This is a genomic window from Lysinibacillus sp. FSL P4-0201 (genome assembly GCF_038593425.1).
In the GTDB taxonomy this organism is placed as follows: Bacteria; Bacillota; Bacilli; order Bacillales_A; family Planococcaceae; genus Lysinibacillus; species Lysinibacillus capsici.
In genome coordinates this window covers 1,552,574-1,578,774 of record NZ_CP151995.1, presented here as the reverse complement: position 1 = coordinate 1,578,774, position 26,201 = coordinate 1,552,574, and the positions used below count along the sequence as shown (strand labels likewise).

Sequence of the window (26,201 nt, the reverse complement as noted above, 5' to 3'; positions counted from 1 at the left end):
CAACATGGTCACTAGTTTTTACAGTTTAACTATTTGTTCTCTTTTTTCTCTTCCGTTTTTCTTACTTCTGAGAAATCTGTTTCTTCTCCAGCCTCCATGCCATAACTAGGATTTCTATCCATACGAGTAAATGTATCTACATCATCCTCGTCTTCAAATCGCTTTACAAGAATAGGAATCGAAATTAGCCCAGCAAGACCAACGAGTGCATAAACCCAACGAGATAAGACCGCCGTTTGTCCACCAAATAAATAAGCCACTAAATCAAATCTAAAGAATCCAATGAGTCCCCAGTTGATTGCACCTATAATAACTAGTACTAAGGCGATTCTATAAAGCACGCTCATGTGTACACCTCCTTTATTTTCAATACTCCAAGCTATATTTCTTAGCAGGGAGGTGTCATAAGAAGCGATAAAATGACAAAGACTAGTCATTACAACCGCCATTTTGACGGTCTTATTTTTTGCAATAACCTCTTTTTTATACTGTGTACAAATGGCGAAATGACGTACTCTGATGAATGGCGTTACTTGGATGATTTTTTATGTGTCTGCTCATGCTGAAGCAGCCATTCTTTGCGCCACATCCCGCCTCCATAACCTGTCAGCGTTCCATTGGAGCCGATAATTCGATGACATGGCACAACAATGCTGATATTATTTTTACCATTCGCACTACCAACAGCCCTTACAGCTTTTTCATTGTTAATAGCAATGGCGATATCCTTATATGAAGCCGTTTCACCAAATCCTACACTCGGTAAAACATGCCAAACAGCTTGTTGAAAATCTGTACCTCGAAAAACATAAGGAAATGAAAACTCCTGACGATCACCTAGAAAATACTCATGCAATTGCTTAACACATTCTAGTAAAACTTCAGGTGTGTCTTGCTGAGGAGTATTGACGACCTGCTCTCGCTCTGCAAAGTTAATGGCATCAATTGCTGTATCACTTCCCTCAACTTCTATAATCCCAATTGGTGATGAATAATCTAATTTATACCGTTTCATACAGTGACCTCCATAAATAAAAGGTGGCATAAGCTTGCCAGCCTTGCCAATGTTCCGCATAGTTCTTTAATTCTTCAATTGTTGGTTTTCGTTCTAATGCTAGTTGTATTTTTAAAGCATTATGTAGACCTACATCTGCTATAGGAAATGCTGTCGGTTGTTGCAGACATTTCATAAGCACATAATCTGCTGTCCATGCACCAATTCCTCGAATGTCCATTAATCGTTTTTTCATGGCTTCGTAGTCCTCTTGTTGCCACAGCAAATTTTTTGTCAATTGTCCGCTTGCGATAATTTTGGCAATATCAATAATGTATTCTGATTTCCTCCGTGTAAATTGGAGGTGGATTAAATCATCTACCTCAATAACGGCTATTCTCTCTGGCGTTGGAAACAGCCAGTAGCTTTGCCCCTCAAAGTAAACATATTCTCCAAAATGCTCGACAAATCTCTTTTTTAACATATAGGCAAAAGTTAAATTTATTTGTTGACCAATAATTGCCCAAACTAATGCTTCAAATAAATCAGGAATCCCGATTAACCGTAATCCGTTATATTTCTTCACAAGTGGCTTTAGGATTTGATCGTTTTCAGCCATCTGGTAATACCCCTGCAAATCCTTTGTTAAATCAAACCACTCTGCGATATATTGTGCGATGATCGCCTGTTCATGGCTAGCTGGCTGTTTCATTGGAAATATTACTATTATTTTATGTGCTTGTTCAGTTATTTCACATAAAATAAATTGTTCATCAATCTTCAATAATTTGTAGAGCACATCATCCTTTATATGGTGAAGTATTTCGTGATGTGAGCGCTTTAAGAACTGCAAACACTCTCTATAATTAAATGCTTGTGGTAACTCGATAACTAAATAGCCAACATCGTTTGTCCATTTCATATCATGTCCCCCTGCAACGATAGGTTACGGTATTCTGTAGGCGAACAATTTTTCAGCCGTCGAAAAACTTTATAAAAATTAGATGGGCTTTGAAAGCCAGCTTCATAACATATTTCTAAATTTGTAAAGTCGGTATGTTTTAATAGATGGGCAGCCTTATCAATTCTGATTTTCTCTAAATACGTTCGAGGCGTCTCAGCAGTCTCTTGTTTAAATAGTCGTTCAAGGTGAAAGGGACTGAGGCCAACATGCTCCGCCATATCCTGTAAAGTCACTCTTTGTTTATATGCGTTCATAATAAAAGTCGTGACATTTTTAATCAATTGCGTGTGTGGGGAATGTTCTATTTCAGGCTGACATCGTTTACATGCCCGATAGCCAGCCGCCTCTACCTTTTGGATATCTTCATAAAATTCAACATTCATCTTTTTCGGCTTTCTGGATTTACAGGAAGGACGGCAATAAATCTTAGTAGTTTTAACCGCTGTATAAAAAAGCCCATCATAGGTTTGATCACATGTTATAATCTTTTCCCACTTTTCCTCAAAAGATAAATTGATGGCATTGTCCACGATTATCTCACCTCATTCCCATCGACTATATATATAACGCAGAAGTATCTTGGTCTTTTAATAATTGTGCAGCATGCTGTGTTAAATGCGCAATTATTTTATCTGAAAGTGCATTTCCAAAGCTAAAGCGTTTCACCCCTAATTCTTTTAGTAGCTTGACATTCGTTAAACTAGGTAATGAAAGAAGATTGATGGGCGCATTTATATTACGAGTCATCGCGCTTATTTCATTGGCATCTGTTAAGCCTGGGATAAATATACCACTTGCTCCGCTCTCAATATAAGCTTTTGCTCTTGTTATTGTTTCTTCAAATGGTTGCTCTAATTGAAAATACGTATCTGTTCGAGCATTAATAAAGAAATCTTTATAGCCATGATTATCTAATTCTTTCCTCATGTTTGTTAATAAATAACAGTGTTCAATTATGCTCCTTAAGCCTGTTTGATGTTTAAGGGAATCTTCAATGTTAATCCCTGCTACTCCTACATCTGCCGTTCTCAAAACATTGTCGATAATACTTTGTTCATCATGGCCATACCCCGCTTCTATATCTGCTGATACGGGTATCTTGACTTGCTCTGTAATGGATTGAATAATTGTTAGATGTCGTTGAAAATCGATTTGTTCACCGTCTGCATAGCCAAGTGAGTTCGCTATGCCCCAGCTTGTTGTACCGATTGCTTGAAAGCCTGCCTTTTCTAATGTTAATGCTGATATAACATCCCAAGCATTCCCAATAAATAATAGCTCTTGTGAAAAATGTAAATCATAAAATTGCTGAATTTTTGACATAATATAAGCCTCCATGCTGTTTGTTAGACCTTATATTATCAGGAACTATCCTTTTATTTCGTCCTCAATCTTGCTGTTATGGTCTATAATAATGTTTTAGCAAATAACATGGAAAATACAATAGTCAGAAAAATAAATTTATTCACACTTATTATCCTAGTTATGTTCGCTCTCATCCCCCCTGTTAGTGCAATCAGCCCAACAGATAAGCTGCTAGATCCTCTTGTGTTAGGACAGCATTTAATTCCAAAATGGTCTCCATCGAAGATATATTGAGTGATGTCCATGATCTTTGAATAGATAAAAATGAATCCCATTGGCTAGAGTTAACAGATAAACTAGATAGCATTGATATGTATATCATTATTGGAGTGACTTGCTTTGTGAGGGGTGATACAATTCATTCCTTATTATCTAGATGTGACAAGGCTTTATATCAGGCCAAACACCATGGTGGAAATCGTGTGGAATTTTTACTGGATCATACAAAACCGGAGACAAAAACAGAGGCGTCATTACCTTGACGCCTCTGTTTCTCTGTTTACATATTGATTTGTGAATAATCAACTTGTATAAATAGTAAAAAACAATTCGCAGCCTTTTTAGCTATCCATCATTATGTTTAAAAAAGCTGGCTTTGGAAGAAACCAATGTTAGTTCTAAATTAAATTAAATTAAGTAAGTGCCTGTTCCTTGGAAAGCTTTCGTTGTAAAGCAATTTCTCGGCGTTTTTCTTTCGTCACACGCTGCCAAATGACTACTGTAATGAATCCAATAATAGCTAAGCCTAATAAAATACCAAAGAATACTTTATAGCCCGCTGTGCCACCCCAGTAATCTAAACAAGCACCTGCAATAATTGGCATAAAGATTTCACCACTATAACCAATTATCATCAGTGGCATGGACACAGTCCCTGTTGATTCTACTGGATAATCGCCTTCTACTAGAATTGCAAAATGCATCGCTTGCAAAGCATACATAGATGTATAGATAATCCCAATGAACACTAAAAGCATAAGGATAAAAGAAGCTTTTCCTGGTAATAAAATGAGCCCTACTAAACCAAGTGCTAATAAAATATAGCCGATTAACACCATATTCGACACACCAATCCGGTCTCCTATGATTCCTGCACTAAAACTACCAATTGGACGACAATATTGCGAGAAGTAGCCCAAAGCCGCAGCAATTAACGTAGACGCACCAAATGCGGCCGTTGCATAAGGTGTAATGTAATAATAGCTAATAATCATCGCGTAGGACGTAAAGATAAGTATAGTCGCAAGCCAGGTAGTTGGCATCTTCAACACTTTCCAAAGGACTGCCCAATCAAACGTTTTACTGCTCTCTCTATCTTCTGGACTGACAGTTGCTTGATCTGGATCTTTATACAGCATCATAATCATGAGGCCCAACAAAAGACAAATCACAGAATACACCGTAATAACTGCTGAAAGAGCCATTTTATCACTCATATGTTTTGCAAAAAAAGCAAAGATCCCTAAAATCACAGCAGATTGAATAATGTTGGTTACACCACGTCCGCCTTCAAAAAATCCAAAAGCTTTTCCTTGTTCATTTTCAGAGCCTAAAGAACGAACCGCTTTTACTAATGCTCCCCAGAACGTCATAATGGACGTGATTCCCCAAGCAGCATGAATCAGTAGAAGTACTGGATAGGGTGGATACAATAATAATGTAAACCCTAATAATCCTGTGGCTACTAAAGAAATGGTTAATAAATATTTCGTTTTCCAACGATCTGCACAAAATCCTCCAAAAATATAGGAAATTAAACAACAAATACCATACGCACTACCAAGTGTCCCCATTTGTGTATTGGTTAAATGAAATGCATCCAGAAAGACATCATAATAGTAGTTTCTAAAATAAGGCAATGCGTAAATTAAGGCACCTGAAACAGCTAAAATAACTAAAGTAGCTGTATTCTTTTTTAACTTAGCTTCCATATGTTTACCCCTTATATGTTATTTACAAGCCATGACGTTTAATTTTTTGATTCCATTCCTTATGGAAGACTTGTTTGTCATTTTCTTTGATGACCATTTCCCCAACAATTTGGAAGTTTTCCTGATCGGATGTTTTGGTAACCGTAATATCCGCGTCAATCCACCAGCCTTCACGACCAATTTTCATCTTTTGATAGATTGTATACTGAGCTGACAGTGGATCAGCATTCGTTAAGGTTAATTCTCGTTTCAAATTATGTTCTACAGTGACATCAATATCATCAAAGCGATAAATACCTTCACCAAATACGCCTCCAACCCCATCTGTAATGCATGTCCATGTATCTGTTAAAATATCATAGGATATAGAACGATCAACTCTTCCTTCTTGCAGCGTTGTGATTGGCGTTAATGGTGCACTTTCAGCATTCATATTAGGTCCTACTACCTGCTGACCATGGAAGGTTGGCAATGATAAGGTAGCCGTTTCTAGATTTAATGTCAATGTAGCGTCTTCTGGCATTGGCCAAAACATCGGCCAAAACGTTGTAGCTAAGGATAGGCGTAAACGATGCCCCGCTTTAAATTGATGGCCACAGCAATCTAACTGAACAAAGGCCTTCACTTTTTCACCAGGTGTTAACAGGTCAACATGATCATGCCCATTTAAGTGTGTCAGGTTCATCACGCCATAGGATACACGAGTGACAGCTCCATCGGGTGCTACGTCTGATAGCTGTGCAAATAGCATTGCATGTGGTTTGTCACTCATTAATTCCACTTCAAATTTTGGATAGCCCACAATCTCTAAGGCTTTCTCTAGCCTATCCGTTTCAAAAACCATGGCCATTCCATCATCTAATCGTTGGTCTGCTGGACTTTCACCTAGTACGCCAGCGCCCATCCATTCACCAGATAAAAGTCCATGATTTTGAGGAGTTTTTAGTAGGACTTGCTCTTGTTGCTCACTACGGTTTTCTACTAGTTTTCCATGTGTCAGTTGATACACCTTAGTTTGTATCGATTCCGCTGCTGGCCACGATTCTAAACCAACCCAATAGCCTTTGCTAATTGGTTTCTTAACGGATGGCTCCATGCTCTCTTCTACCCAGACATTCACCATTGGTCCATCCATTACATCGTTGTCTATTCCTTTTAACCAATGATCCCACCATTTCACAGCTTCTTGTAGAAAGCCCATTGCTGGACCCGGCACTCCATCGTGGGGATAAACATGTGCCCATGGGCCAATGATGCCTTTTCTCGGAACAGAAAGCCCTTCCATTAAACTTAAGACTGTGTTTGTATAGGAATCTTCCCAGCCATCTAGCGCAAAAACTGGGATTTCTATGTCTTGATAATTCTCACAAACTGAACCATGTTTCCAATAATCGTCTCTTGTTTGATGCTCCATCCATTGTGCCATCCATAAAGGCATATTTTCTAATCGTTCCATCCACTTATCACGCCAGCTATCGCCAACAATATGTGGATCAATTGGACGTAACTGGTAGGCTAACATAATAGCGCCCCACCAGAAGTTATCATTTAATAAACAACCACCCTTATAGTGAATGTCATTGTTATAGCGATCATCCGTGAAGCCTACGGTAATAATCGCCTTTAACGCCTTTGGTCGACGAGCTGCTACTTGTAGAGAATTAAATCCGCCCCACGATTTCCCCATCATCCCGATATTGCCATCACACCAGCTTTGGTTAGCAATCCATTCAATGACTTCAAGGGCATCATCCTGCTCTTGCTTTAGATATTCGTCCTTTAATAAACCATCTGACTCACCTGAACCTCGCATATCCACTCGCACAACAGCATAACCATGTCCTGCAAAATAACCGTGCATAGGCTCATCTCTTGCTCTTGTCCCATCTGTTTTACGATAAGGAATATACTCTAAAATGGCTGGTACTTTCTCTCCCAATTTTACATTTGGTAGCCAGATACGACTTGAAAGCCTTGTGCCGTCTGCTAACTCGATCCATGTGTTTTCAATCGTTTCATATGTACACTCAAATTGTGTCACAATTTTTTTACTCATTGTATAATCCTCCCCTTGTGTCTAAGTGCAAGACTCCTAGTTATAACATCCTCTTCGTCTAATTATTCCGAATCTTGATTATTTAGTAATCATGATTATAAAATAATTGTGATTAGTATATCACCTGAAATTCTAATGCACAACTCTGAAAATGACAAAAGCTAATGCTATAATGAAAGAAGATAATTAAAATTGCTATGCTATAATAAGTTTAAATCAGCTACAAGAAGGTAAATATATACATTTAATTAATGATTTTACAGTAATTAATTGTTTGTTAGGGGGATATTACTTTGAAGAAAAAGGAAATACAAAGGAGTCGTATGTGGAAATACTTTGTAGATGCCACTGCGGAAATCATCGAAGAAGAAGGGCTGGAAAATGTCACAATCCGAAAGGTTGCTGATAAAGCAGGTTACAACAGTGCTACTATCTACAATTATTTTTCAGAAGTCTCGCATCTTCTATTTTTTGCATCGATGAGATGCATGCAAGATTATACCAACGAAGTTGCTCGCTACATAGAAAGAGGCAAAGATCCTATTGAAAAATACTTATTGGCTTGGGAGTGCTTTTGTCAATATTCCTTCAAACAACCTCAGATTTTTCACGCAGTCTTTATCATGGATTTAGGGGAAACACCAGAAGCACTATTGGAAAATTATTATAATTTTTACCCCAATGATTTAATCAATATCCCTGATGATTTAAAGACCATTTTATTTCAACACAGTCTAACGAAACGAGGGCGTTCTATGTTAGAGATCGCTTTAAAAGAAGGCTACTTAACTGAAGGCAATGTTGATGCCATCAATGAAATCACACTATTAATTTGGCAAGGTATGTTTACAAACCTATTGAATAATCGCAAAAGTTATGATGCCAAACAAGCAACGGCAATCACTATGAAATATATTACAGAAATCGTTCGTAATGCTAACCTTTTTGATGAGCAAACTAAAAATAAGCAATGAGAATCATACTAGCAATTGCCTTTCTTTAAACGCTTCTACAATACGTAAAAACCCCTTCTAGCAATGCTAAAAGGGGTTTCTGCTATTTTTGCCAATGATTTAGTTCCTTTAACAATTCGGGTAGCTGCAATTTCTTTACATCGATAGGTGGTAATGCCTTAATAAACTCTTTCCCATATGACTTACTAGTAATTCGTCGGTCTAGGACAATAAAAGCTCCTTTATCCTGCGAAGAACGTATTAATCGACCAAAGCCTTGCTTAAACCTCATGATCGCTTCTGGTAAGGAAAGCTCCGTAAAGGAATTGCGGCCTAGAGTAGTTAGATGCTTTGCCCTCGCCTTAAAAACAGGCTCTTCTGGTGAAGAAAATGGTAATCGTACGACAATAACAGAGGCAAGTGCATCTCCTGGAACATCTACCCCCTCCCAAAAACTGTTTGTGCCAAATAGAACGGCATGACTAAATTTTTGGAAGGATTTTAGAATGCGCATACGGCTACCTCCTGTAACACCTTGTGCAAATAGCATGTAATCATCTAATAGTTCACTATCTTGGATAAGCTCAACTGTTTTTCGTAGCATATCCTGTGCTGTAAAGAGTACAAAGCAACGCCCTTCTGTCATTCGAACAGTCCGCGTAATTGCATGGGCAACAGCCTCAATGTATTCTTCTTGGCTGACATGCTGAATATCTGGCATATCGGTGACGATAAATGCCTTAGCCCCAGCATAGTAGGCTGGTGGAGCTTGTAGTTTCAAGACTTCAACATTATCAGAAATGCCTAGCTGGCGTGTAACAAAGCGCTCATTGCCTGGTACCGTTAATGTGCCTGATGTCCAAACAATACTCGCTTGCTGACGTAAAGGTGCTAATACTTTTTCAATTATCGGCGTCACATTGACAGGCTTCTTAAAAACATGGAGACTGCCAGGGACACTCCGTACATCAAATTCTAACCAAACAGAATTGCCTTCCTGTGGTGACAGAAAAATATCGTCCCATTCAGCAATTTTTATCTTCACTTCTCGAATCCAATATTGCCATTCAGATAATACATATTGATCGTTTTTATCTAGCTGCTCAATCGCATTTTCGAACGACTGTGTAATGCTAGTAGCGAGATCCAGCCATTGCTGGGTTAGTTTGCTTACTTGTGCAAACGTTTCTTTCGCAAATGAAACATCCTCTAAAAACAAGGTGCATTTACTACCTGCTTGTTTCCCTTTCATTTGCTGTTGCAATTTTTGAATAGTTCTCTGGATTGTTTCATCAAATGTCCGCTGCAAACGTATGAATTGTGCATCAAGATGCTGTAAATTTTGCATGGCTACTCGCTGTTTTCTCTTCGCTGCCTGGCAAAACTGTTGAAATAAAGCCGTGTCCTCCATCGTACCAATTTGTCCAAAAATATACTTCCATTGTGTATAGGAGAAGACTACTTCATCCTGCTGCATAGCTGCCTGAATAAATTGATGCGCCTCGTCAATAATCCAGCCATCTATTTCTGTAAAAAGTGGTGTTTGACGCACTAAATCACTTAAAACCATGGCATGATTCGTTACAATACAGTCAGCAACTGCACTGTTCTTTAAAGCTTGCTCATAGAAATCAAAGCCCTTTGAAGGCTTGTCATTCGGTATTTTTCGGATTTTCTCTAAAAACAGTTGTCCGCCACCAGAAACATTGAGCTCGCTCAACACACCAGTCTCTGTTTTGGTCAACCACACAAGTATTTGTAAAATAGTAAATGTATCATCATAGGATTCATCAGCATATGCCATACATTGCTCAAAGCGATCGAGATCAATATAATGCTGCATTCCCTTCAGCACACACAAATTCACCTTTGTCCCAAGGATTTTTTCGATCTTTGGTAGCTCTTCTTCTACAAGCTGTTCTTGTAAATAGGAAGTATACGTACTGATGGCAATCTTTTTATTGACAGCACGGGCAAATAAGATGGCTGGAAGTAAATAGCCAGCAGTTTTACCAATACCCGTAGAAGCTTCAATCACGCACTCCTGTTGTTCATGTAATGCCCGCCAAATCGTGTCCATCATGTCAAATTGTGCAGGACGTTCCTCAAAATTTGGCAGTGCCTTTGACATTAAAGTTATTTTCTCATCTACTGATTGAGGGTAGGCAATCGTTTCTGTCACATGCTCATGCTTATTTCGGCCATTGCCAATCGCAAAATTACGGTAATAGTGTACATTTTCGCGGCCCGTCGTATGCTGGCGCTTAATTTGCAACGCCTCAAAAAAAAGCTGAGAAATATTTGATTTTAAGCGAAAGGAACGCTTATGCATCTGTTCAAGTGTAAGCTGTGGTAAACTTAGTAGCTCCTTCCAGCAATGCTTGAATAGCTCCGCTGTCGCGCGAGCATCGTCATCCGCTCGATGAGCATTTGCTAACTCAATATTTAAATCGGCCGCTAAATCCCCTAGCTTAAAACCAAGGGACATAGGGAACAAAATTTTAGCTAGCTCCACCGTATCCATTTTTTTACCTTGCCATTTCGGTAGTCCAGCACGTTTAAACTCTGCTTGTAAAAAGGATAAGTCAAAATCTGCATTATGTGCAACAAATACACAGTCAGCAAGTAGCTCATATATGTAATCCGCATGCGCTTCAAATGGGAAGGCATCCTTTACATCCTCATTCGTTATATGCGTTAAATCTTGAATGAAAGTGGGAATAGCTTTCCCTGGATTTATGAACTTCGTATAGGTACGCTCAATTTCCCAATCCTTCATAATAACAATGGCAATTTGAATCATCCGGTCCCCATTGGCTGGTGAATGACCAGTTGTCTCCAAATCTACAATTGCATATTTTTGACTTTCCATCATACATCTCAACTCACAGTTCACATTAGATAAGTTGAATTTTATCATATTATTGGCTCTGCGGCATCCTTTCTCCTCTTTGTTGAATCACCGCATCCATACAAAAAACGCAACCTTGGAGAAATCAATCCCCTAAGGTTGCGTTGTGGAATCGTTATGGAGTGCTTACTCAAACAACGTTACGCTTATTGTTTTTTTGCTACATCAACAATACGACCTTCTGTTGTTGTTTTCACTTCTTTAAGTGATAGTAATTGCTCTTGAAGGTTTTCCCAATCAGATAAGCCTAAATCTGTAACACGACCTTCTTCATATGCTTTAGCAAACATATCTAGGCCATCTCCACCTTTAGCAGTATAGGCATTTGTAGCTACTGTGTAAGTTTTACCATCTTCAATAGCAACATATTTACCTGTTGCTTTATCTAAATATTCGATAGATACAACACGTGAGCCTACTTCTTTTGACGAATCATATTGTAATTTCGCTCCAGCAATGTGTAAGAAGCCACCATTTTCTTTAGGTGCATTTTTCAAGGACACTTCAAATGCTGCTTTTAGCTCAGCACCTGTTGCATCCATTAATGCTAATGTATTACCGAATGGTAATACTGTAATTACTTGACCAACAGTAATATTCCCAGCTGGAATTGCTTCTCGAATACCACCGCCATTTTGTAATGCCATTACAACCGTTTTATCAGTATATTTTTGTGCCTTTGCTAGCATACCATCTGTAATGATATTACCTAGGGCTGTTTCATTACTACGCACACTTTCAAGACTTGTTTCACTTGCACGTGGGTTAGCTAAAGCTTCTTTTAGTGTTACACCTATTTCTTTGTTGTTCACTTCATCTACTTTTGCTTTATAAGGTGCTAGTAATTTTACTAATGATTCGTCTTCAGCTACCTTACCAAGGTCGATTAATTCGCCACCATATTCAGTAACTATGCCATCTCCATCAAATGTTACATCAAGCGTACCTAAGTATTTTACATACTCATTGGCCTGTACAATTAATGTAGCATCCTTCGCTTCACCTACTGTATTTGTATCAACAACGAATGGCTCGTCTAATTTTGTATGATCATGTGCGCCAACAATGACATCAATACCTGGTACATTTTTAGCTAGTAAAATATCATTATCAACATTCGGATTATCATTGTAGCCAATATGTGTTAAAGCGATAATTTTGTTGACACCCATTCCTTCAAAGGCTGCCACAGCTTTTTTCGCTTCCTCTATATAATTTGTAAATGTTACTTTATCAGGAGAAGCAATATCAACCGTTTCCTCAGTCGTTAAGCCGAAAATACCAACTTTTTCTCCATCAATTTCTTTTACAATACCAGAATAAATTTTACCATTTTCAGGTTCACTTGAAATTAAGTCTGTAAATAAACCAGTGAATTTATCATCTGCTGAGAAATCAGCATTAGCATCCACAAATGGGAATTTAGCCCCTTTAACAAAATCCGCTAATGCTTGATGACCTTCTGGAGAGGCACCTAAATCAAATTCATGGTTACCAAATACCATTGCATCAAAGCCAATTTCATTTAATAGCGCTAGATCTGCTTGTCCATGGAATTCATTGAAATATAATGTACCATTAAATGCATCGCCAGCATGTAATGTTAAAACATTTTTCTTTGCTTCCCTTTGTTCTTTTACAGCTGTCGCCAATTTAGGTAATTCATTTGCACGAGCATGTGTATCATTCACATGTAAAATCGATAATGAGAATGCATCTGCTGGTGTTTCAGGAGTCTCTGGTGTTTCTGGTGTTTCTGGAGTCTCTGGAGTTTCTGGGTTTGATTTTGTTAGAGCCTCAGCAATGAATGTTGCCAGTTGTCCACGTGTAACTTTTTCACTAGCCTCATGATTTTTTGCACTTTCTAGCTCTGGTAATGTTGGGATAGATGCTAAAATTTTTGCTAAATCACCATGTGTAATTGTTTGGTTTGGACGGAAAGTATTATCTCCATAGCCTGTAATGACATTTAATCCTACAAGGGCTGCAATTGAGCCATAATAAGGATTTGATGCACTAATATCCGTAAATTTTGGATCCTCTACTTCTTTTGTATCCAATTTTAATGCGCCTGCAATCATTTTTGCCGCTTGTCCACGTGTGACATTTGTATCTGGTTTGAATGTACCATCTGGGTAACCACTAATAATCCCTGCTGCATAAAGTGTAGAAATGCCTTCAAAATCTGCATGACTTTCCTTTACATCCGAAAAAGGACTTGCTGCTGATGCTGGTACTACCGCTACCGCTGTTACAGCCAATGCTGCTGCAGTTACTGTTAAAAATTTGTTACGTTTATTTTCCATGACAAATGATACCTCCACTAGTAAAATGATGTACTAACAACTAAATTCTACATAAATATGACGCAAAATACTAGAACATTTGTAAAATTATAATTTTGTTAACTAGTTTAATAGTAATAAAAGCAAATTTTTGCCAGTAACTTTTGATATAAACGTAATCGCAAAAAAGGAGGATTGGCTATGCTTTGCCATCCTCCTCTCTAGTATTAATTTATTCTATGGCTGAATTCACATCACAGTTGCTTCTGGCTCGTGTGCGATCATTTCCTTAATTGTATTGCCCTCTCCCATGATGGCTACAGTTGGTTGATGGTCTTTTGCCTCATGATTATCCACATACACATAGGAAATAATAATGACAATATCACCACGCTGCACAAGTCTTGCTGCTGCGCCATTAACACAAATGACACCTGATCCTCGTTCACCAGCTATAATATATGTTTCAAAACGAGCGCCATTATTGTTATTAACAACATGTACTTTTTCGTTTGCCAGCATACCTACTGCATCTAAAATATCTTCATCTATTGTTATGGAGCCTACATAGTTTAAATCTGCCTGTGTCACTGTTGCACGGTGGATTTTACTATTCATCATCATACGTAACATACTATAGTCCCTCTTTCACAGTAAAAATACAATTATCGATTAAACGTGTTTTACCTATATAAACAGCTGCTGCCAACAGAACTTGCTGAGTTGCAGTTGTCACTGGTGTTAAATCTGGATATGTTAATAATTCAATATAATCAATGCGGCCATGTGTTCTTGCATGAATATGAGCTTTTGCTTTTGCAAGTGCTTTATCAGCATCACCATTCGCTAAAAAGCTATCGCGAGCCAACTGTAATGCTTCATTGATTGCTGGAGCCTCTTGTCGCTCTGACTCACTTAAATAGACATTACGAGAAGATTTCGCTAAACCGTCCTCCTCGCGTACAATTGGGACAACACGCATTTCTAAAGGGAAATTAAAATCACGTACCATTGTCGCAATAATCGCAACCTGCTGTGCATCTTTTTGACCGAAATAAGCTCTTGTTGGCAGTGTTAAATGAAATAATTTAGAGACAACCTGTAAAACGCCATCAAAATGACCAGGACGACTTGCACCACAAAGAATGGTAGCCTGCTCACCTGCATGTAGACGAATCCCTCCATCTTGAGGATACATTTCTTCCACACTTGGTGCGAACACAATATCAACGCCCACAGATTCAGCTAATGCAGTATCTCTTGGCAAATCACGAGGATAACTTTCAAAATCCTCATTTGGCCCAAATTGTGTTGGGTTGACAAATATACTCATCACAACGACATCATTTTCTACACGAGCTGTTTGTGCTAATGTTAAATGACCTTCATGTAAATAGCCCATTGTCGGAACAAGTCCAATCGTTTTTTGAGCATGCTTAGCTGCTTGAATTTCTGTGGCTAATGCCTGTATGGTCGTGATGACTTTCATCATTTAACGCCTCCATATAGCTGATCTAATGCTTCCTCTTTCATTGTGAAGAAATGCTTTGGAGCTGGGAAAGTACCCGCTTTCACTGCTTCTACGTAACCCATCATCCCCGCGCTTGCTTCTTTGCCCATATCAGCAAATTGTTGAACAAATTTCGGTACATGGTGTGAACCGTAGCTTAGCATGTCATGATACACCAGCACTTGTCCATCAGCCTCAATACCAGCGCCTATGCCAATGGTTGGAATAACAAGACTAGCTGAAACAATTTCTGTCAGCTGATGAGGGATACATTCCAACACGACTGCACATGCTCCAGCCGCTTCGCATTGTTTTGCTTCTTCAAGCAGTGTAGCAGCCTGTTCAGCTGTTTTTCCTTGTACCTTATAACCACCAAGCACTCCCGCTGATTGAGGCAACAAGCCTAAGTGAGCTACTACTGGAATACCAGCTGACGTTAATTTACGAATGACAGGTATAACTTCACCTGCCCCCTCAACCTTTAAAGCATCTGCTCCTGTTTGTTGCATCATCGCAATGGCTGTTTTGAGTGTCTCATTGACATCGCCATGATAAGAACCAAAGGGCATATCAACGACTATAAACGTATCCTTTGCCCCTCGTCTTACTGCTTTTGCATGATGAACCATATCCGCTACAGTTACAGGCATTGTAGAATCATAGCCAAGCACGACCATTCCAAGTGAATCCCCGACTAGTATCATCTCAACGCCAGCTTCTTCCGCGAATTTAGCAGCTGGATAATCATAGGCCGTCACCATCACTATTTTCTCGCCTGCCGCTTTCATCTTTAAAAAATCTGTTGTCGTTTTCATTTTGTAGTCCTCCTTTTTTAAAGGAAGAAAACAGAAAAACCCTTCTGGCCGAAAACAGACAGAAGGGTAGTGTGTCGTTCAATGATAAAAAGACCCCTGAAAGAGGCAATAGCTTACAAAATGAAAGCTATATTTGAACGTATCGTTTTCTTCCGTCCCTGTCTAAAAGATCAAGGCAGATATTTGATAGTATAGTCTATTGCGTTTTTGAAGGTGCCGTTCACAATGGATACTGCCCTTCGCACATACTATAACAGATTTTCCTATTAATCTTCAAATATTATTTTCTTACAATATCTTCGTCTAACAACATTGGAAAAAATTTTCTTTTATAATTGACAATCAATGTTATACGTCATATACTATCCACATACTATATGTCATATAATATAAAATGAAGTATAGGTATTACATGTGAGGTGAAAAGATGACATTTCAGCTTGGTTCAGCTTTACTTGATGCTTGTGTACTGGCTATTGTCGAGAAAGAGGACGCCTACGGTTATTCTTTAACACAGCAGGTACAATCAGTCATGGAGATTTCAGAGTCTACACTGTATCCTGTATTACGCCGCTTACAAAAAGCGCATTACTTAACAACGTACGATCAACCTTATCAAGGTAGAAATAGACGCTATTATCAAATTACAGAGCAAGGACGTATACGATTATTAGAGCTATTAAAAGAATGGCAAATGTATAAGGAAAAGGTTGATTGTGTACTTTTAGGAGGGAATTTAGATGGATAGAGCAAGCTATTTGAAACAGCTACGAGGAAAATTACGTCGGCTTCCTGCGCATGAGTTAGACGCTGCGCTTGCCTATTATGAAGAATACTTTGAGGAAGCTGGAGAGGAAAATGAGCATCAGGTCATTTCACAACTTGGCTCTCCTTCACACGTCGCCTCACAAATATTAGCTGATTTCGCATTAAAGGATTTAGAGACCTCCTCGGCAAAATCAACAAAAAAGAATATGTCTGCCATTTGGCTCATTATTCTAGCTATACTGTCTGCGCCCCTTTCATTGCCATTACTTGCAACAGCCATTGCACTCATTTTTTCATTTGGCGCAGTCATTATCAGCTTAATCTTTGCTATTGTCGCAACTGTTATTAGTATTTTTGCTGGTGGCGTTGTGGCGATCATTTCAGGTTTCTTAATTTTAACAGAGCATTGGCCGACCGCACTGCTCTTTATGGGTGTCGGGTTAATCGTAACGGGCTTGGGCGTCCTACTGTTCCCAGTTGTTGCTCGTGTTATCAAGAAAACCGTTGTTGTCTCTGTTGAAACATTAGGCAGACTGTTCCATAAAATGACAAAGAAGCAAAAAAAGGGGGACTTCTAAATGACGTCAAAAAATACCCTTATTGCCATGACAATGATTGCATTAGGCATTCTACTCGCATTGATTGGCTATTTTTCAGGGGGTCGCTGGCTGATTCTTAAAGATTCAGAGGGTCTTTATGTCCCAAGTAATACTAAATTAATAAGTCAGTCTCATGCTTTAGATGCATTCACAAGCATTAATATCATAAATGATTATGGAGATGTGGAGATTGTTGCAAGTGATAGTGACTATAAATTAGACACAAAGGTCCATGATCAAGAAGATGTAACATATCATATTGATAACGGAACTTTAACCATCGAAACAATGGCAAAGAAAAAGGATGGTTTTCAATTTGGCTTCGGTAACCTCTCTTCCCCTTCAATCAAACTCTATGTCCCAAAAGATACAAAAATAGAGGCGATTGTGATAGACAGTAATTTTGGCGATACAGCCATTCATGGGCTCCAGTATCAGCAGCTTAATCTCATCCAGGATTATGGAGATATTACTTTCAACAGCACGACGGGTGACAAAACAGAGATTAGGCAGTCCTTTGGTGATTTGACGCTTCAGCAACTTACTAGTAACGGCTTTACTATTGAGAGCGAGCATGGAGATATCGATATAGATGGCACATTAAATGGGCAAACAACCATTACCTCTAGTTTTGGCGATACAACGATTCACTTACAAAACAAACAAAGTGATATAGGCTACGCTCTCAAAACAGACTTCGGTGATGTGACCATTAATGATGAAGAACAAAATGGCACCGTGACTCAGGTAACGAAGGGTGAGCACCAACTGAATGTTTCCTTATCACATGGTGATATAGATGTGTCACTAAAATAAAGAATAGACAATAAAAGAAGCTGCAAGTACAGGACGTTACTTGCAGCTTCTCATATTGTTGAAAAACAAAACCATTAATAGAATTTTTTTGAAAGGTGAAAATGGTTTCCGTTGCAGGCTACTTTCTTTCCTGTGGGCGAGCGCCGATCCCACGGGAGTCAAGTAGCCTTCCACTTCAACCTACAAAAGTGTTACCTTTTAGCAAAGGTTTTCAAATAAAGTGAAGGTGTTCACGACTCTTTATGAAGAGGTGCTGTTACGCATGACTTCCCCACATTGAAAATAAAAGTCTATCGATTCTCTAATAATACAAATAATGGATTATTTTGTTCGCTACGGCCAGTATGAAAGATAAAGCAAAGACACTTTTACAGAATGGTTGATTGGAGTGGAGCCAGGTCACTCCTAGGGGATTTAGCGTCACAGATGAGACCCTGGAGCGAACGCAAGTGAGTGAAGCGGCTCATCGGACGCCCCCTGGAAAGGACGCTGGCGGAACGGAAATCACCCCCTCACCTTGCAAAGTTGCTTTTTCTGCCGTTGACATCATCTTTTTGCAACAACATGAGAAGCTGCAAGTACGTTACTTGCAGCTTCTTTTTTATAATATTTTGATGTCTCCTGCATAGATCGTTCGAACCGTTCCATCGTCCTGTGTCAGTTGCAGAACACCATCGTCTGTAATGCCACTGGCAACCCCTTCAAAACGTTCGCGTATCGTTGTTACCTCTATACGTTGACCAATTGTACAAGACATTTGCTGCCATAGTGTCTTTAGACTCGCAAAACCCTCTTTAACGTATAGTTCTGTAAATTGTTCTAAATAGTGTAAGATAGAGGCCACAAGTGCTGCACGATTGATTTCTTCTCCAGCTTCTAATCGTAATGAAGTGGCAATATCCGCAATATCAGGTGAAAAGTCAGCTGCTGCTTGGTTCGCATTTATGCCAATTCCAACAAGTAAAGCTTGCACAAGATCCGCCTCTGCTTGCATTTCCGTTAAAATCCCCGTACATTTTTTGCCATTAATCAATAAATCATTGGGCCATTTAATCGCTGGCTCTACATCTTTATATAAGGTTTTAATGGCCATTGTGACAGCTACTGCCACCACAAGTGTATAGGATGAGGCCTGCTGGGGCGTAACATCTGGCCGAACGATAACGGTCATCCAAATACCTGTCCCATGTGCAGACTCCCAAGGACGAGCCATACGACCACGCCCCGCTGTTTGCTCCTCACCAATAATAATTGTACCGTGTGGAGCTCCTTCCTGTGCAAGCTTATGCGCAATTGTTTGTGTTGAATCAACTACATCGTAATAATGGATCTCACGTCCAAAATGCTCTGTCTTTAAAAAAAGCTTAATCTGTGTGGGGCTCAAGCTATTTGGTACACCTGTCAATACATACCCCTTTTTCTTAATTGTATCAAATGTATACCCTTCCTCTTGTAATGTTTGCATATGCTTCCAAACAGCGGTTCTTGAGACACCAAGAGAATCTGCTAATTCCTGACCTGAAACCGCTTCTCCATCAGCAGCCAATATTCTTTTTAAAATTTCGTCCTTCATGGAAATTGTCATCTTCACATCAATCCTTTAGTTAACTGTACTCTTGTTATGTAACTTATTTTGTCTTAATCATACTGTAAATTAACGTAAATGACCACCAACGATAGGAATTTAATGAAGCCGTCTCCCATTTCAGGAGACGGCTTTTACCTATCATGTATTCGGCTTTAAGTAAGATCCTGTTGCTCCAGCCAGCTTTTAATCTGTTGTCGATCATTTTGAAGTTCATGATGAAGAATGGCTGTCAGCAGCTCCTCCAATGCGGCTTTTACCCACGGCCCACCCTTTTTGCCAGACCATTTCAGTAAATCAGCCCCATTCACCGCTAATTCTTGCTTATGTTGAATCGGTAGCTTTGCCTGTAATTCTCGGATAGATTGTTGAGGTATCGAAGCGTCTAATTGGCGAAGTTGGGCAAAATATTGTGCAGCCTCTAGTTCTTGCTCTGTGTAGTAAAAATAATGGCGATTTGTCCAACCATCTTTTAAAGCGTCATAAGCGGTTAAAACGGAATTAATAAACGCCATTTCCTTATTCGATAATCGATAATCGCGCACTACCTCACGCCATGCTGCTCCTTGTAGTAAGGCAAAGTATGCCCAGCCAAGAAGGGCATCTTTTGTTTGGAAATTATGCCATTGTGCAGTTTGAAAATCACCTGTTAAATAGGCCGTTAATCCACTGTCCTCTAGTTTTTGTATACCCCCAAAAACTGTTTGTCCTACCCAAAGCTTATCAAGCTCTGCTTTAATGCGTTCTTTTGCAATAAAGCCCAAATCAGCAGCCCTTTGCTGGATGGCTGCTAATGTATTCGCCTCGATCGTAAAATCAAGCTGTGCAGAGAAGCGAATCGCTCGCAGCATCCTTAAAGCATCTTCTGCAAACCGTTTTTCTGCCTCTCCTACCGCTCGTATAACGCGCTTTTCAATATCTTGTTGTCCGCCATAATAATCTACAAAAGAGCCATCACGACGCATGGCAATGGCGTTCATTGTAAAATCTCGGCGTTGTAAATCCTCTTTTAGAGATCGAACGAAATGGACATTCTGTGGTCTTCGATGATCTGTATATTCCCCATCTGTCCGATAGGTAGTCACTTCCACAGGTCCAGCGGGTACGATAACAAGTACCGTCCCATGCTGAATCCCAATATCTACAGTCTTTTGAAACACAGTTTTTACTTCTTCAGGCAAGGCATTTGTAGCCACATCTACATCATGGGCAGGACGATCGAGTAAAGCATCTCTTACAGCTCCACCAACAATAACTGCTTCAAATCCCGCCTGTTCTAATTGCTCAATGACTGTATAGGCTGCCTGCCATTCTTTATTGTTTTGCATGATTTCTTTCCGCAACCTTCTCGTACAGATTTTCATATTGTTCCACAATTTTGGATGAGTGGAATTTTTCACTTACTGCACGGATGGCCGCTTCTCGGAAGCGCAGTAATTGTTCCTCATCTTGCAATAAATGGGTTGCATACGCCGCAACTGCCTCTGTATCCCCTAATTCCACGATATAGCCGTCTACACCATGCTCAATGACTTCTGGAATACCACCTACATTTGTTCCAATACAAGGTACACCACAAGCCATTGCCTCTAATAACACCAGTCCAAACGATTCTTGCTGTGATAATAATAGCTTTAGATCACTAATCGCATACAGTTCAGCTAAGTTTTCTTGTTTCCCTAAAAATAAAACATCCTTCATATACGGACTTCCTTTTACTTGGTCCATGACACGATGCTTTTCTGGGCCATCACCTACTAATAAGAGCTTTGCTTTCATGTTGGCACGGATTTTCATAAAGGCGTCTACAATGTGTGGAAGGTTCTTTATTTTACGGAAGTTTGATACATGAATGAGGACTTTTTCATCTTCTTGTATACCAAATTGCTCTTTTAAGTTTCCTGAATTTCGTGGGAAGTATTCCCGTTCGTCCACAAAGTTATAAATCGTTTCAATTGGTTTTACTGTATCAATCAGTTCATAGGTTTGTTCTTTTAATGCCTGTGACACGGTTGTCACAATATCAGATTTATCAATCCCATACTTAATGGCCTGTGAGAGCGTAGAATCTTGCCCAAGCACCGATATATCTGTGCCATGAAGGGTTGTAACGATGCCAATGTCTCGGCCGCTCATTTCACGGGCTAGTACCGCACATACTGCATGTGGGATGGCATAATGCACATGTAGCACATCCAACTCTTCATCCTTGATGACGTCTGCCATTTTACTCGCTAATGCAATATCGTATGGAGAATATTGAAATACTGAATAATTATTAACTTCGACTTCATGGAAAAAGACGGTTGGATAAATTTTATTCAATCGAAATGGTACGCTTGAGGTGATGAAATGAATTTCATGTCCTCTTTCTGCAAGCATTTTGCCTAATTCTGTTGCAATGACACCAGAGCCACCAACTGTAGGATAACAGGTAATGCCTATTTTTAGCTTTTTCATTCGATGATCATCCTTTCTGAATCACGTCTTTTGTTAATTGCGTCTTTCTTGTATCAGTCTCCAATCCACAAAGCCTTCCTGTAGGCCTTTTAGTAATATTTCTGCTGTTCCCATATTTGTTGCCAGTGGCACTTGGTAAACATCACAAAGACGGATTAGTGCAGAAACATCTGGCTCATGTGGTTGTGCTGTTAAAGGATCACGGAAAAATATCACCATGTCCATATCATTATTGGCAATCATTGCGCCAATTTGTTGGTCGCCACCAAGTGGCCCTGAACGAAAACGTGTAACTTCCAAACCAGTAGCTTCGATTACACGTTGTCCTGTTGTGCCGGTAGCATATAGTGTGTGTTCTTGTAAAATATTTTGGTAAGCAATAGCAAACTGTACTAAATTATCTTTTTTACGATCATGTGCAATCAATGCGATTTTCATATAGCTTCCATCCCAATCTTTAGATGATGTTTTCTAAACCATAAACAAGCTGATCCATTTTCATAACCTCTTCTATGCAAAATGCAACACCCGACATAAAAGAATTACGGTTTAATGAATCATGGCGAATCGTTAGTAGCTGCCCATCCCCTCCAAATAATACTTGCTGGTGTGCCACTAAACCAGGTAAACGTACGGAGTGAATGCGCATACCGTCAAAATCTCCACCTCTTGCACCTTTAATGGTTTCTTTCTCTTCTAGATGTCCTTGTGCCTTTGGCGTACGGACCTCTTGTATTAACTGTGCCGTTTTCACCGCTGTCCCAGATGGTGCATCAAGCTTCTGATCATGGTGCATTTCTATAATCTCTACATCTGGTAAGTATTTGGCTGCTTCTTTTGCAAACTTCATCATTAGGATAGCACCAATCGCAAAGTTTGGTGCAATAATGCAACCTAACTCTTTTTCTTTGGCCATGGCTGATAATTCCTCTAGTTGTGCATCTGTAAATCCTGTTGTACCAATTACTGGTCGTACATTTAAATTCAGTGCTTCCTTTGTATGTTTGTAGACTGCATGTGGATTAGTTAAATCCACTAGTACATCTGGTGCAGTTGCTTCTACAAGATCATGCATTTCTGTAAATATAGGCACTGTATAGCTTGCTGGAAACATATCTAAATCAGCTAAAGTTTTTCCTACTTCCTTATAATCTAGTACAGCTACTAATTCCATTTTGTCATGTTTCATGACCGTATGTACAGCCTCAGCTCCCATTTTTCCTCTTGCTCCCGCAATAGCTACACGAATCGACATCATTCTTCATCCTTTCTAGTCCAACGATCCTTATCTCTAGTTTCAAATTTATGTATGACGCGTAAAAGTGCTTCATCTAGTTTAATACCTTGGGCATTTGCAAAACAGACTAGTACAAAGAAAAAGTCTCCTAGTTCCTCTTCAATACTGTTTGTATCCTCTGTACTCTTTTTCTTTTTCTGTCCATAGACATCCTGAACTTCGCGTGAAAGTTCACCTAATTCTTCTGTTAGACGTGCAAGTAATTCAAATGGTGGAAAATAGCCTTCTTTAAATTGTCCTATATAGTCATCGACACGCTGTTGTAAAGCTTGCATTGTTAGTTGATTTGCCATAAAAATCACACTCCTATTTACCATCGTATAAAATTTACACCATTGTTGTCAAAACCAATAAAATGTCAGATAATAGATAACACTACTTCATTTGTTTGGAACTACAGGAGGTCAAATGCTAAAACAGATTAAAATACGTAATATTATCGCGATTATGCTCGGAGCAGCAGTTTTCAGCTTCGGCTTTGTTCACTTCAACATCCAAAATCAACTGGGTGAAGGTGGACTAAGTGGGATTACACTCATACTATATTTTACATTAGGATGGGACCCCGCCTTAATGAACCTGTTATTAAATATTCCCATGTTTATCATAGGTTATCGATTACTTGGAAAAAAATCATTTGTCTATACGCTTGTCGGCACTTTATCCGTATCTCTTTTTCTAAAAATTTTCCAAAAATATCAATTTACCATCCATTTAGAGGATGACATGTTGCTTGTAGCACTTTTTGCTGGTGTCTTTGTTGGATTGGGACTTGGGATTGTCTTTCGTTTCGGTGGCACTACAGGTGGTGTCGATATTTTGGCACGACTAGGGCATAAATATTTTGGCTGGAGTATGGGGAAAACCATGTTTGTCTTCGATGCCATCGTCATCATTCTTTCTTGGCTGACGTTCTTGGATGCTCGTTCCATGATGTATACATTAGTAGCCGTATTTGTTGGAGCCCGTGTCATTGACTTTGTACAAGAAGGTGCTTATGCGGCTCGTGGTGCGCTTATCATATCAGAAAAGTCTGGAGCCATTGCTGAAACAATCGCTCTTCGAATGGAGCGTGGTATCACCATTTTAGAAGGACATGGTCATTTTACGAAACAACCTAAGGAGGTTATTTATTGTGTAATTGGTCGCAATGAAGTTGTACGGTTAAAATCTATTGTGCATGAAGTTGATCCGCACGCATTTGTTTCCATCATTGAAGTACGAGATGTGGCAGGAGAAGGCTTCACACTAGACGATCAAAAGCAGCCCCTTCATTAAGCATACGAAGATAAAAAACTTGTTATAGTGGTGTACCACTATAACAAGTTTTTTCTTAGTCGTCGCTACGCATATTGGTAAAAATTAAAATTAAACGTAATAACTCTAGTACAGCTACTGCTGCCGCTGCTACATATGTTAATGCTGCAGCACTTAATACTTTTCGTGCTGGTCGTTCTTCTTCATTTGTAATAATGCCAAGTGAATTCATTTGAACTAATGCTCGCTTTGAGGCATCAAACTCCACAGGAAGTGTCACTAATTGGAAAACAACACCTGCTGCTAATAATATGATACCTAATAGCAAGAAATTCGTACTACTTGCAAAAATACCAATCATTACGAAAATCCAAGACGCATTAGAAGAAATATTTGCTACTGGGACTAGCTTACTACGTAATGTAAGCATGGAATAAGCTTCTTTATGTTGGATGGCGTGACCTACCTCATGGGCAGCAACCGCAGCACCTGCAACACTTGCTTCATAAAAGTTACTTTCTGATAAAGCCACTGTTTTGGTTGCTGGATTATAATGATCAGACAACACACCTTGTGTTGGCACAACTCGTACATCATATAAGCCGTTTGCATCTAAAATCGCACGCGCTACCTCTGCACCAGTTTGCCCCTTCATTGTACGTTGCTTTGCAAATTTATTATACGTACCCTTTACCTTCATTTGAGCATAAAGTGGAAGCAGCATAATAATCACAAAATAAACAATATACATGCTCGTTGACAATTTTCTAACCCCTTTCTACCTCGATACTATAATTCTATAATTTATACCCTAATTCGGCAAATATTTGCGCCACCTAATTGAGAAAATGGCAAGTAAAATACATGCAATTGATAACCAGAATGTAAAGTAACCTATATAGCTTGTGTAATTGGCTAAATCCCGATACATCGGCATTTGCCCAAATACATAGTCAATGACATCATTATGCAGTGTCCAAACAGCTGCTATCACAACATGCCAATAAGTGAAGACATATTTCTTCATATATAGTACAGCTTGTACAGCCATGGCAAAATGTGAACCAACTAGCATCCATCCCTGCCAGCCAATAGAACCTGTTTCAATTAATGTCCAAATATTCATCACATCTGCCCATAAGCCATATTTCACCAACGTAACAAGGGCAAGTACTTCCATCAGTGGCCAGCTTTTCCCCATAATCCAAGCAATTAACACAAAACAAAAGAATAAACTGGCTGTCGGACTATCTGGAACAAAAATATAAAAAATAGGCTCTGTGATGGCAAGCTGCCACCCATACCAATAATAGCCATAAATTGTACCTAGTAGATTAATAATTAGCAGCACTATCAAGAATGATTTATGGGTCAGAAGGTACCAAATATTTGCTTTTGTTAGTTGCACGATGTTAACTCCTTCCGATAAAAACAATCCATTATTTATGTATAGTTCTGAAATTCTAGAGCTTTACTCTACCTTTCAATTCAATTGTATCTCACCATCAATATGTGTTATTTTATTGTTTTAATTCGCTTACTTGTTTCAAGAATAAATGTTTTTTCGACATCTTTCGCTAAAATCCTTTATACAAGGGAACCTTTTTGTATGGCTTCCAGTCCCAATAGTATAAC

26 protein-coding genes are annotated in these 26,201 nt (G+C 39.1%); 6 read left to right on the top strand and 20 right to left on the bottom strand.

The window, feature by feature from the left end; all coding sequences use genetic code 11:
• Nucleotides 1-29: 29 nt before the first annotated feature.
• From MKY76_RS07735 to MKY76_RS07715, 5 genes are all read right to left on the bottom strand, one after another.
• Nucleotides 30-347 (bottom strand): DUF378 domain-containing protein, encoded by a 318-nt coding sequence (locus MKY76_RS07735; RefSeq protein WP_048389879.1) that lies wholly within the window; start codon nt 345-347, stop codon nt 30-32.
• Between the two features lie 182 nt (nt 348-529).
• Entirely contained in the window at nt 530-1,015 is a 486-nt protein-coding gene (locus MKY76_RS07730) for a methylated-DNA--[protein]-cysteine S-methyltransferase (protein WP_054550724.1), read from the bottom strand.
• Entirely contained in the window at nt 1,002-1,916 is a 915-nt protein-coding gene (locus MKY76_RS07725; protein WP_066037634.1) for a DNA-3-methyladenine glycosylase, read from the bottom strand. The genes MKY76_RS07730 and MKY76_RS07725 overlap by 14 nt, the downstream gene beginning before the upstream one ends.
• Nucleotides 1,913-2,488, bottom strand: coding sequence for an Ada metal-binding domain-containing protein (locus MKY76_RS07720; RefSeq protein WP_054550722.1), 576 nt, complete (start codon nt 2,486-2,488; stop codon nt 1,913-1,915). Before MKY76_RS07720 ends, MKY76_RS07725 begins: the two co-directional genes overlap by 4 nt.
• 25 nt (nt 2,489-2,513) lie before the next feature.
• On the bottom strand, nt 2,514-3,281 hold the full coding sequence (locus MKY76_RS07715) for an isocitrate lyase/phosphoenolpyruvate mutase family protein (protein WP_048389871.1): 768 nt from the start codon (nt 3,279-3,281) through the stop codon (nt 2,514-2,516).
• Nucleotides 3,282-3,577: 296 nt separating this feature from the next.
• Here MKY76_RS07715 and MKY76_RS07710 point away from each other — a divergent pair, with 296 nt between their 5' ends.
• Nucleotides 3,578-3,805 (top strand): diguanylate cyclase, encoded by a 228-nt coding sequence (locus MKY76_RS07710; RefSeq protein WP_342557893.1) that lies wholly within the window; start codon nt 3,578-3,580, stop codon nt 3,803-3,805.
• Nucleotides 3,806-3,955: 150 nt separating this feature from the next.
• Here the strand turns inward: MKY76_RS07710 and MKY76_RS07705 are convergent, their stop codons facing one another.
• Nucleotides 3,956-5,254 (bottom strand): MFS transporter, encoded by a 1,299-nt coding sequence (locus MKY76_RS07705; RefSeq protein WP_328012053.1) that lies wholly within the window; start codon nt 5,252-5,254, stop codon nt 3,956-3,958.
• A 22-nt stretch (nt 5,255-5,276) separates the two neighbouring features.
• Nucleotides 5,277-7,310, bottom strand: a complete 2,034-nt coding sequence (locus MKY76_RS07700; protein ID WP_115673434.1) for a CocE/NonD family hydrolase — start codon at nt 7,308-7,310, stop codon at nt 5,277-5,279.
• Nucleotides 7,311-7,633: 323 nt separating this feature from the next.
• Here MKY76_RS07700 and MKY76_RS07695 point away from each other — a divergent pair, with 323 nt between their 5' ends.
• Nucleotides 7,634-8,284: a TetR/AcrR family transcriptional regulator gene (locus tag MKY76_RS07695; protein WP_103119060.1), complete on the top strand. Its 651-nt coding sequence runs from the start codon at nt 7,634-7,636 to the stop codon at nt 8,282-8,284.
• Nucleotides 8,285-8,366: 82 nt separating this feature from the next.
• On the opposite strand, the gene dinG is transcribed toward MKY76_RS07695, so the two are convergent.
• The 5 genes from dinG to panB all read right to left on the bottom strand — a co-directional run bounded on the left by dinG (nt 8,367) and on the right by panB (nt 15,784).
• Nucleotides 8,367-11,138 (bottom strand): ATP-dependent DNA helicase DinG, encoded by a 2,772-nt coding sequence (gene dinG, locus MKY76_RS07690; protein ID WP_048389865.1) that lies wholly within the window; start codon nt 11,136-11,138, stop codon nt 8,367-8,369.
• 182 nt (nt 11,139-11,320) lie between these two features.
• Nucleotides 11,321-13,480 carry a 5'-nucleotidase C-terminal domain-containing protein gene (locus MKY76_RS07685; protein ID WP_115673436.1) on the bottom strand — a complete coding sequence of 720 codons (2,160 nt, stop codon included), beginning with the start codon at nt 13,478-13,480 and terminating at the stop codon, nt 11,321-11,323.
• 228 nt (nt 13,481-13,708) lie between these two features.
• On the bottom strand, nt 13,709-14,092 hold the full coding sequence (gene panD, locus MKY76_RS07680) for an aspartate 1-decarboxylase (RefSeq protein WP_009370842.1): 384 nt from the start codon (nt 14,090-14,092) through the stop codon (nt 13,709-13,711).
• A 1-nt stretch (nt 14,093) separates the two neighbouring features.
• Complete coding sequence (gene panC, locus MKY76_RS07675; protein WP_054550960.1) at nt 14,094-14,948, bottom strand: pantoate--beta-alanine ligase; 855 nt, start codon at nt 14,946-14,948, stop codon at nt 14,094-14,096.
• Nucleotides 14,948-15,784: a 3-methyl-2-oxobutanoate hydroxymethyltransferase gene (gene panB / locus MKY76_RS07670; RefSeq protein WP_066037629.1), complete on the bottom strand. Its 837-nt coding sequence runs from the start codon at nt 15,782-15,784 to the stop codon at nt 14,948-14,950. The genes panC and panB overlap by 1 nt, the downstream gene beginning before the upstream one ends.
• A 427-nt stretch (nt 15,785-16,211) precedes the next feature.
• Between panB and MKY76_RS07665 the strand changes: the two genes are divergently transcribed.
• Genes MKY76_RS07665 through MKY76_RS07655 form a run of 3 tightly spaced genes read left to right on the top strand, consistent with a single transcriptional unit; the run spans nt 16,212 to nt 17,967 of the window.
• The gene (locus MKY76_RS07665) at nt 16,212-16,532 is read left to right on the top strand and encodes a PadR family transcriptional regulator (protein WP_004232706.1); all 321 of its coding nucleotides are present in this window, start codon (nt 16,212-16,214) and stop codon (nt 16,530-16,532) included.
• Nucleotides 16,525-17,130 (top strand): DUF1700 domain-containing protein, encoded by a 606-nt coding sequence (locus MKY76_RS07660; protein WP_066037628.1) that lies wholly within the window; start codon nt 16,525-16,527, stop codon nt 17,128-17,130. Before MKY76_RS07665 ends, MKY76_RS07660 begins: the two co-directional genes overlap by 8 nt.
• Nucleotides 17,131-17,967 carry a DUF4097 family beta strand repeat-containing protein gene (locus MKY76_RS07655; RefSeq protein WP_342557618.1) on the top strand — a complete coding sequence of 279 codons (837 nt, stop codon included), beginning with the start codon at nt 17,131-17,133 and terminating at the stop codon, nt 17,965-17,967.
• Between the two features lie 601 nt (nt 17,968-18,568).
• Here the strand turns inward: MKY76_RS07655 and MKY76_RS07650 are convergent.
• The 6 genes from MKY76_RS07650 to MKY76_RS07625 form a co-directional block, all read right to left on the bottom strand.
• Nucleotides 18,569-19,552 carry a biotin--[acetyl-CoA-carboxylase] ligase gene (locus MKY76_RS07650; RefSeq protein ID WP_131519677.1) on the bottom strand — a complete coding sequence of 328 codons (984 nt, stop codon included), beginning with the start codon at nt 19,550-19,552 and terminating at the stop codon, nt 18,569-18,571.
• A 155-nt stretch (nt 19,553-19,707) separates the two neighbouring features.
• Nucleotides 19,708-20,880 (bottom strand): CCA tRNA nucleotidyltransferase, encoded by a 1,173-nt coding sequence (locus tag MKY76_RS07645; RefSeq protein WP_326140503.1) that lies wholly within the window; start codon nt 20,878-20,880, stop codon nt 19,708-19,710.
• Nucleotides 20,867-22,012, bottom strand: a complete 1,146-nt coding sequence (gene bshA, locus MKY76_RS07640) for an N-acetyl-alpha-D-glucosaminyl L-malate synthase BshA (RefSeq protein ID WP_004232695.1) — start codon at nt 22,010-22,012, stop codon at nt 20,867-20,869. Before bshA ends, MKY76_RS07645 begins: the two co-directional genes overlap by 14 nt.
• 33 nt (nt 22,013-22,045) lie before the next feature.
• A complete protein-coding gene (gene mgsA / locus MKY76_RS07635; protein WP_004232690.1) occupies nt 22,046-22,450 on the bottom strand; it encodes a methylglyoxal synthase in 405 nt (134 codons plus the stop codon).
• A 19-nt stretch (nt 22,451-22,469) separates the two neighbouring features.
• A complete protein-coding gene (gene dapB, locus MKY76_RS07630) occupies nt 22,470-23,267 on the bottom strand; it encodes a 4-hydroxy-tetrahydrodipicolinate reductase (RefSeq protein WP_004232679.1) in 798 nt (265 codons plus the stop codon).
• Entirely contained in the window at nt 23,267-23,602 is a 336-nt protein-coding gene (locus tag MKY76_RS07625) for a nucleotide pyrophosphohydrolase (protein ID WP_257961419.1), read from the bottom strand. The genes dapB and MKY76_RS07625 overlap by 1 nt, the downstream gene beginning before the upstream one ends.
• A 115-nt stretch (nt 23,603-23,717) precedes the next feature.
• On the opposite strand from MKY76_RS07625, the gene MKY76_RS07620 reads away from it, so the two are divergent.
• Nucleotides 23,718-24,587: a YitT family protein gene (locus MKY76_RS07620; RefSeq protein ID WP_004232676.1), complete on the top strand. Its 870-nt coding sequence runs from the start codon at nt 23,718-23,720 to the stop codon at nt 24,585-24,587.
• Nucleotides 24,588-24,642: 55 nt separating this feature from the next.
• Here MKY76_RS07620 and MKY76_RS07615 read toward each other — a convergent pair whose 3' ends face one another.
• Entirely contained in the window at nt 24,643-25,317 is a 675-nt protein-coding gene (locus MKY76_RS07615; protein WP_036077718.1) for a zinc metallopeptidase, read from the bottom strand.
• Nucleotides 25,318-25,377: 60 nt separating this feature from the next.
• The gene (locus MKY76_RS07610; protein ID WP_257521653.1) at nt 25,378-25,974 is read right to left on the bottom strand and encodes a DUF1405 domain-containing protein; all 597 of its coding nucleotides are present in this window, start codon (nt 25,972-25,974) and stop codon (nt 25,378-25,380) included.
• Nucleotides 25,975-26,201 lie beyond the last annotated feature (227 nt).

Excerpts from the sequence above, each read along its gene's own strand:
- mgsA (WP_004232690.1), bottom strand. The coding sequence starts at position 22,450 with ATGAAAATCGCATTGATTGCACATGATCGTAAAAAAGATAATTTAGTA.
- bshA (WP_004232695.1), bottom strand. The coding sequence starts at position 22,012 with ATGAAAAAGCTAAAAATAGGCATTACCTGTTATCCTACAGTTGGTGGC.
- MKY76_RS07655 (WP_342557618.1), top strand. The coding sequence starts at position 17,131 with ATGACGTCAAAAAATACCCTTATTGCCATGACAATGATTGCATTAGGC.
- MKY76_RS07725 (WP_066037634.1), bottom strand. The coding sequence starts at position 1,916 with ATGAAATGGACAAACGATGTTGGCTATTTAGTTATCGAGTTACCACAA.
- MKY76_RS07660 (WP_066037628.1), top strand. The coding sequence starts at position 16,525 with ATGGATAGAGCAAGCTATTTGAAACAGCTACGAGGAAAATTACGTCGG.
- dapB (WP_004232679.1), bottom strand. The coding sequence starts at position 23,267 with ATGTCGATTCGTGTAGCTATTGCGGGAGCAAGAGGAAAAATGGGAGCT.
- MKY76_RS07705 (WP_328012053.1), bottom strand. The coding sequence starts at position 5,254 with ATGGAAGCTAAGTTAAAAAAGAATACAGCTACTTTAGTTATTTTAGCT.
- MKY76_RS07615 (WP_036077718.1), bottom strand. The coding sequence starts at position 25,317 with ATGTATATTGTTTATTTTGTGATTATTATGCTGCTTCCACTTTATGCT.
- MKY76_RS07685 (WP_115673436.1), bottom strand. The coding sequence starts at position 13,480 with ATGGAAAATAAACGTAACAAATTTTTAACAGTAACTGCAGCAGCATTG.
- MKY76_RS07735 (WP_048389879.1), bottom strand. The coding sequence starts at position 347 with ATGAGCGTGCTTTATAGAATCGCCTTAGTACTAGTTATTATAGGTGCA.
- MKY76_RS07625 (WP_257961419.1), bottom strand. The coding sequence starts at position 23,602 with ATGGCAAATCAACTAACAATGCAAGCTTTACAACAGCGTGTCGATGAC.
- MKY76_RS07645 (WP_326140503.1), bottom strand. The coding sequence starts at position 20,880 with ATGCAAAACAATAAAGAATGGCAGGCAGCCTATACAGTCATTGAGCAA.
- MKY76_RS07665 (WP_004232706.1), top strand. The coding sequence starts at position 16,212 with ATGACATTTCAGCTTGGTTCAGCTTTACTTGATGCTTGTGTACTGGCT.
- MKY76_RS07650 (WP_131519677.1), bottom strand. The coding sequence starts at position 19,552 with ATGACAATTTCCATGAAGGACGAAATTTTAAAAAGAATATTGGCTGCT.
- MKY76_RS07695 (WP_103119060.1), top strand. The coding sequence starts at position 7,634 with ATGTGGAAATACTTTGTAGATGCCACTGCGGAAATCATCGAAGAAGAA.
- panD (WP_009370842.1), bottom strand. The coding sequence starts at position 14,092 with ATGTTACGTATGATGATGAATAGTAAAATCCACCGTGCAACAGTGACA.
- MKY76_RS07715 (WP_048389871.1), bottom strand. The coding sequence starts at position 3,281 with ATGTCAAAAATTCAGCAATTTTATGATTTACATTTTTCACAAGAGCTA.
- MKY76_RS07620 (WP_004232676.1), top strand. The coding sequence starts at position 23,718 with ATGCTAAAACAGATTAAAATACGTAATATTATCGCGATTATGCTCGGA.
- panB (WP_066037629.1), bottom strand. The coding sequence starts at position 15,784 with ATGAAAACGACAACAGATTTTTTAAAGATGAAAGCGGCAGGCGAGAAA.
- MKY76_RS07700 (WP_115673434.1), bottom strand. The coding sequence starts at position 7,310 with ATGAGTAAAAAAATTGTGACACAATTTGAGTGTACATATGAAACGATT.
- panC (WP_054550960.1), bottom strand. The coding sequence starts at position 14,948 with ATGAAAGTCATCACGACCATACAGGCATTAGCCACAGAAATTCAAGCA.
- dinG (WP_048389865.1), bottom strand. The coding sequence starts at position 11,138 with ATGATGGAAAGTCAAAAATATGCAATTGTAGATTTGGAGACAACTGGT.
- MKY76_RS07730 (WP_054550724.1), bottom strand. The coding sequence starts at position 1,015 with ATGAAACGGTATAAATTAGATTATTCATCACCAATTGGGATTATAGAA.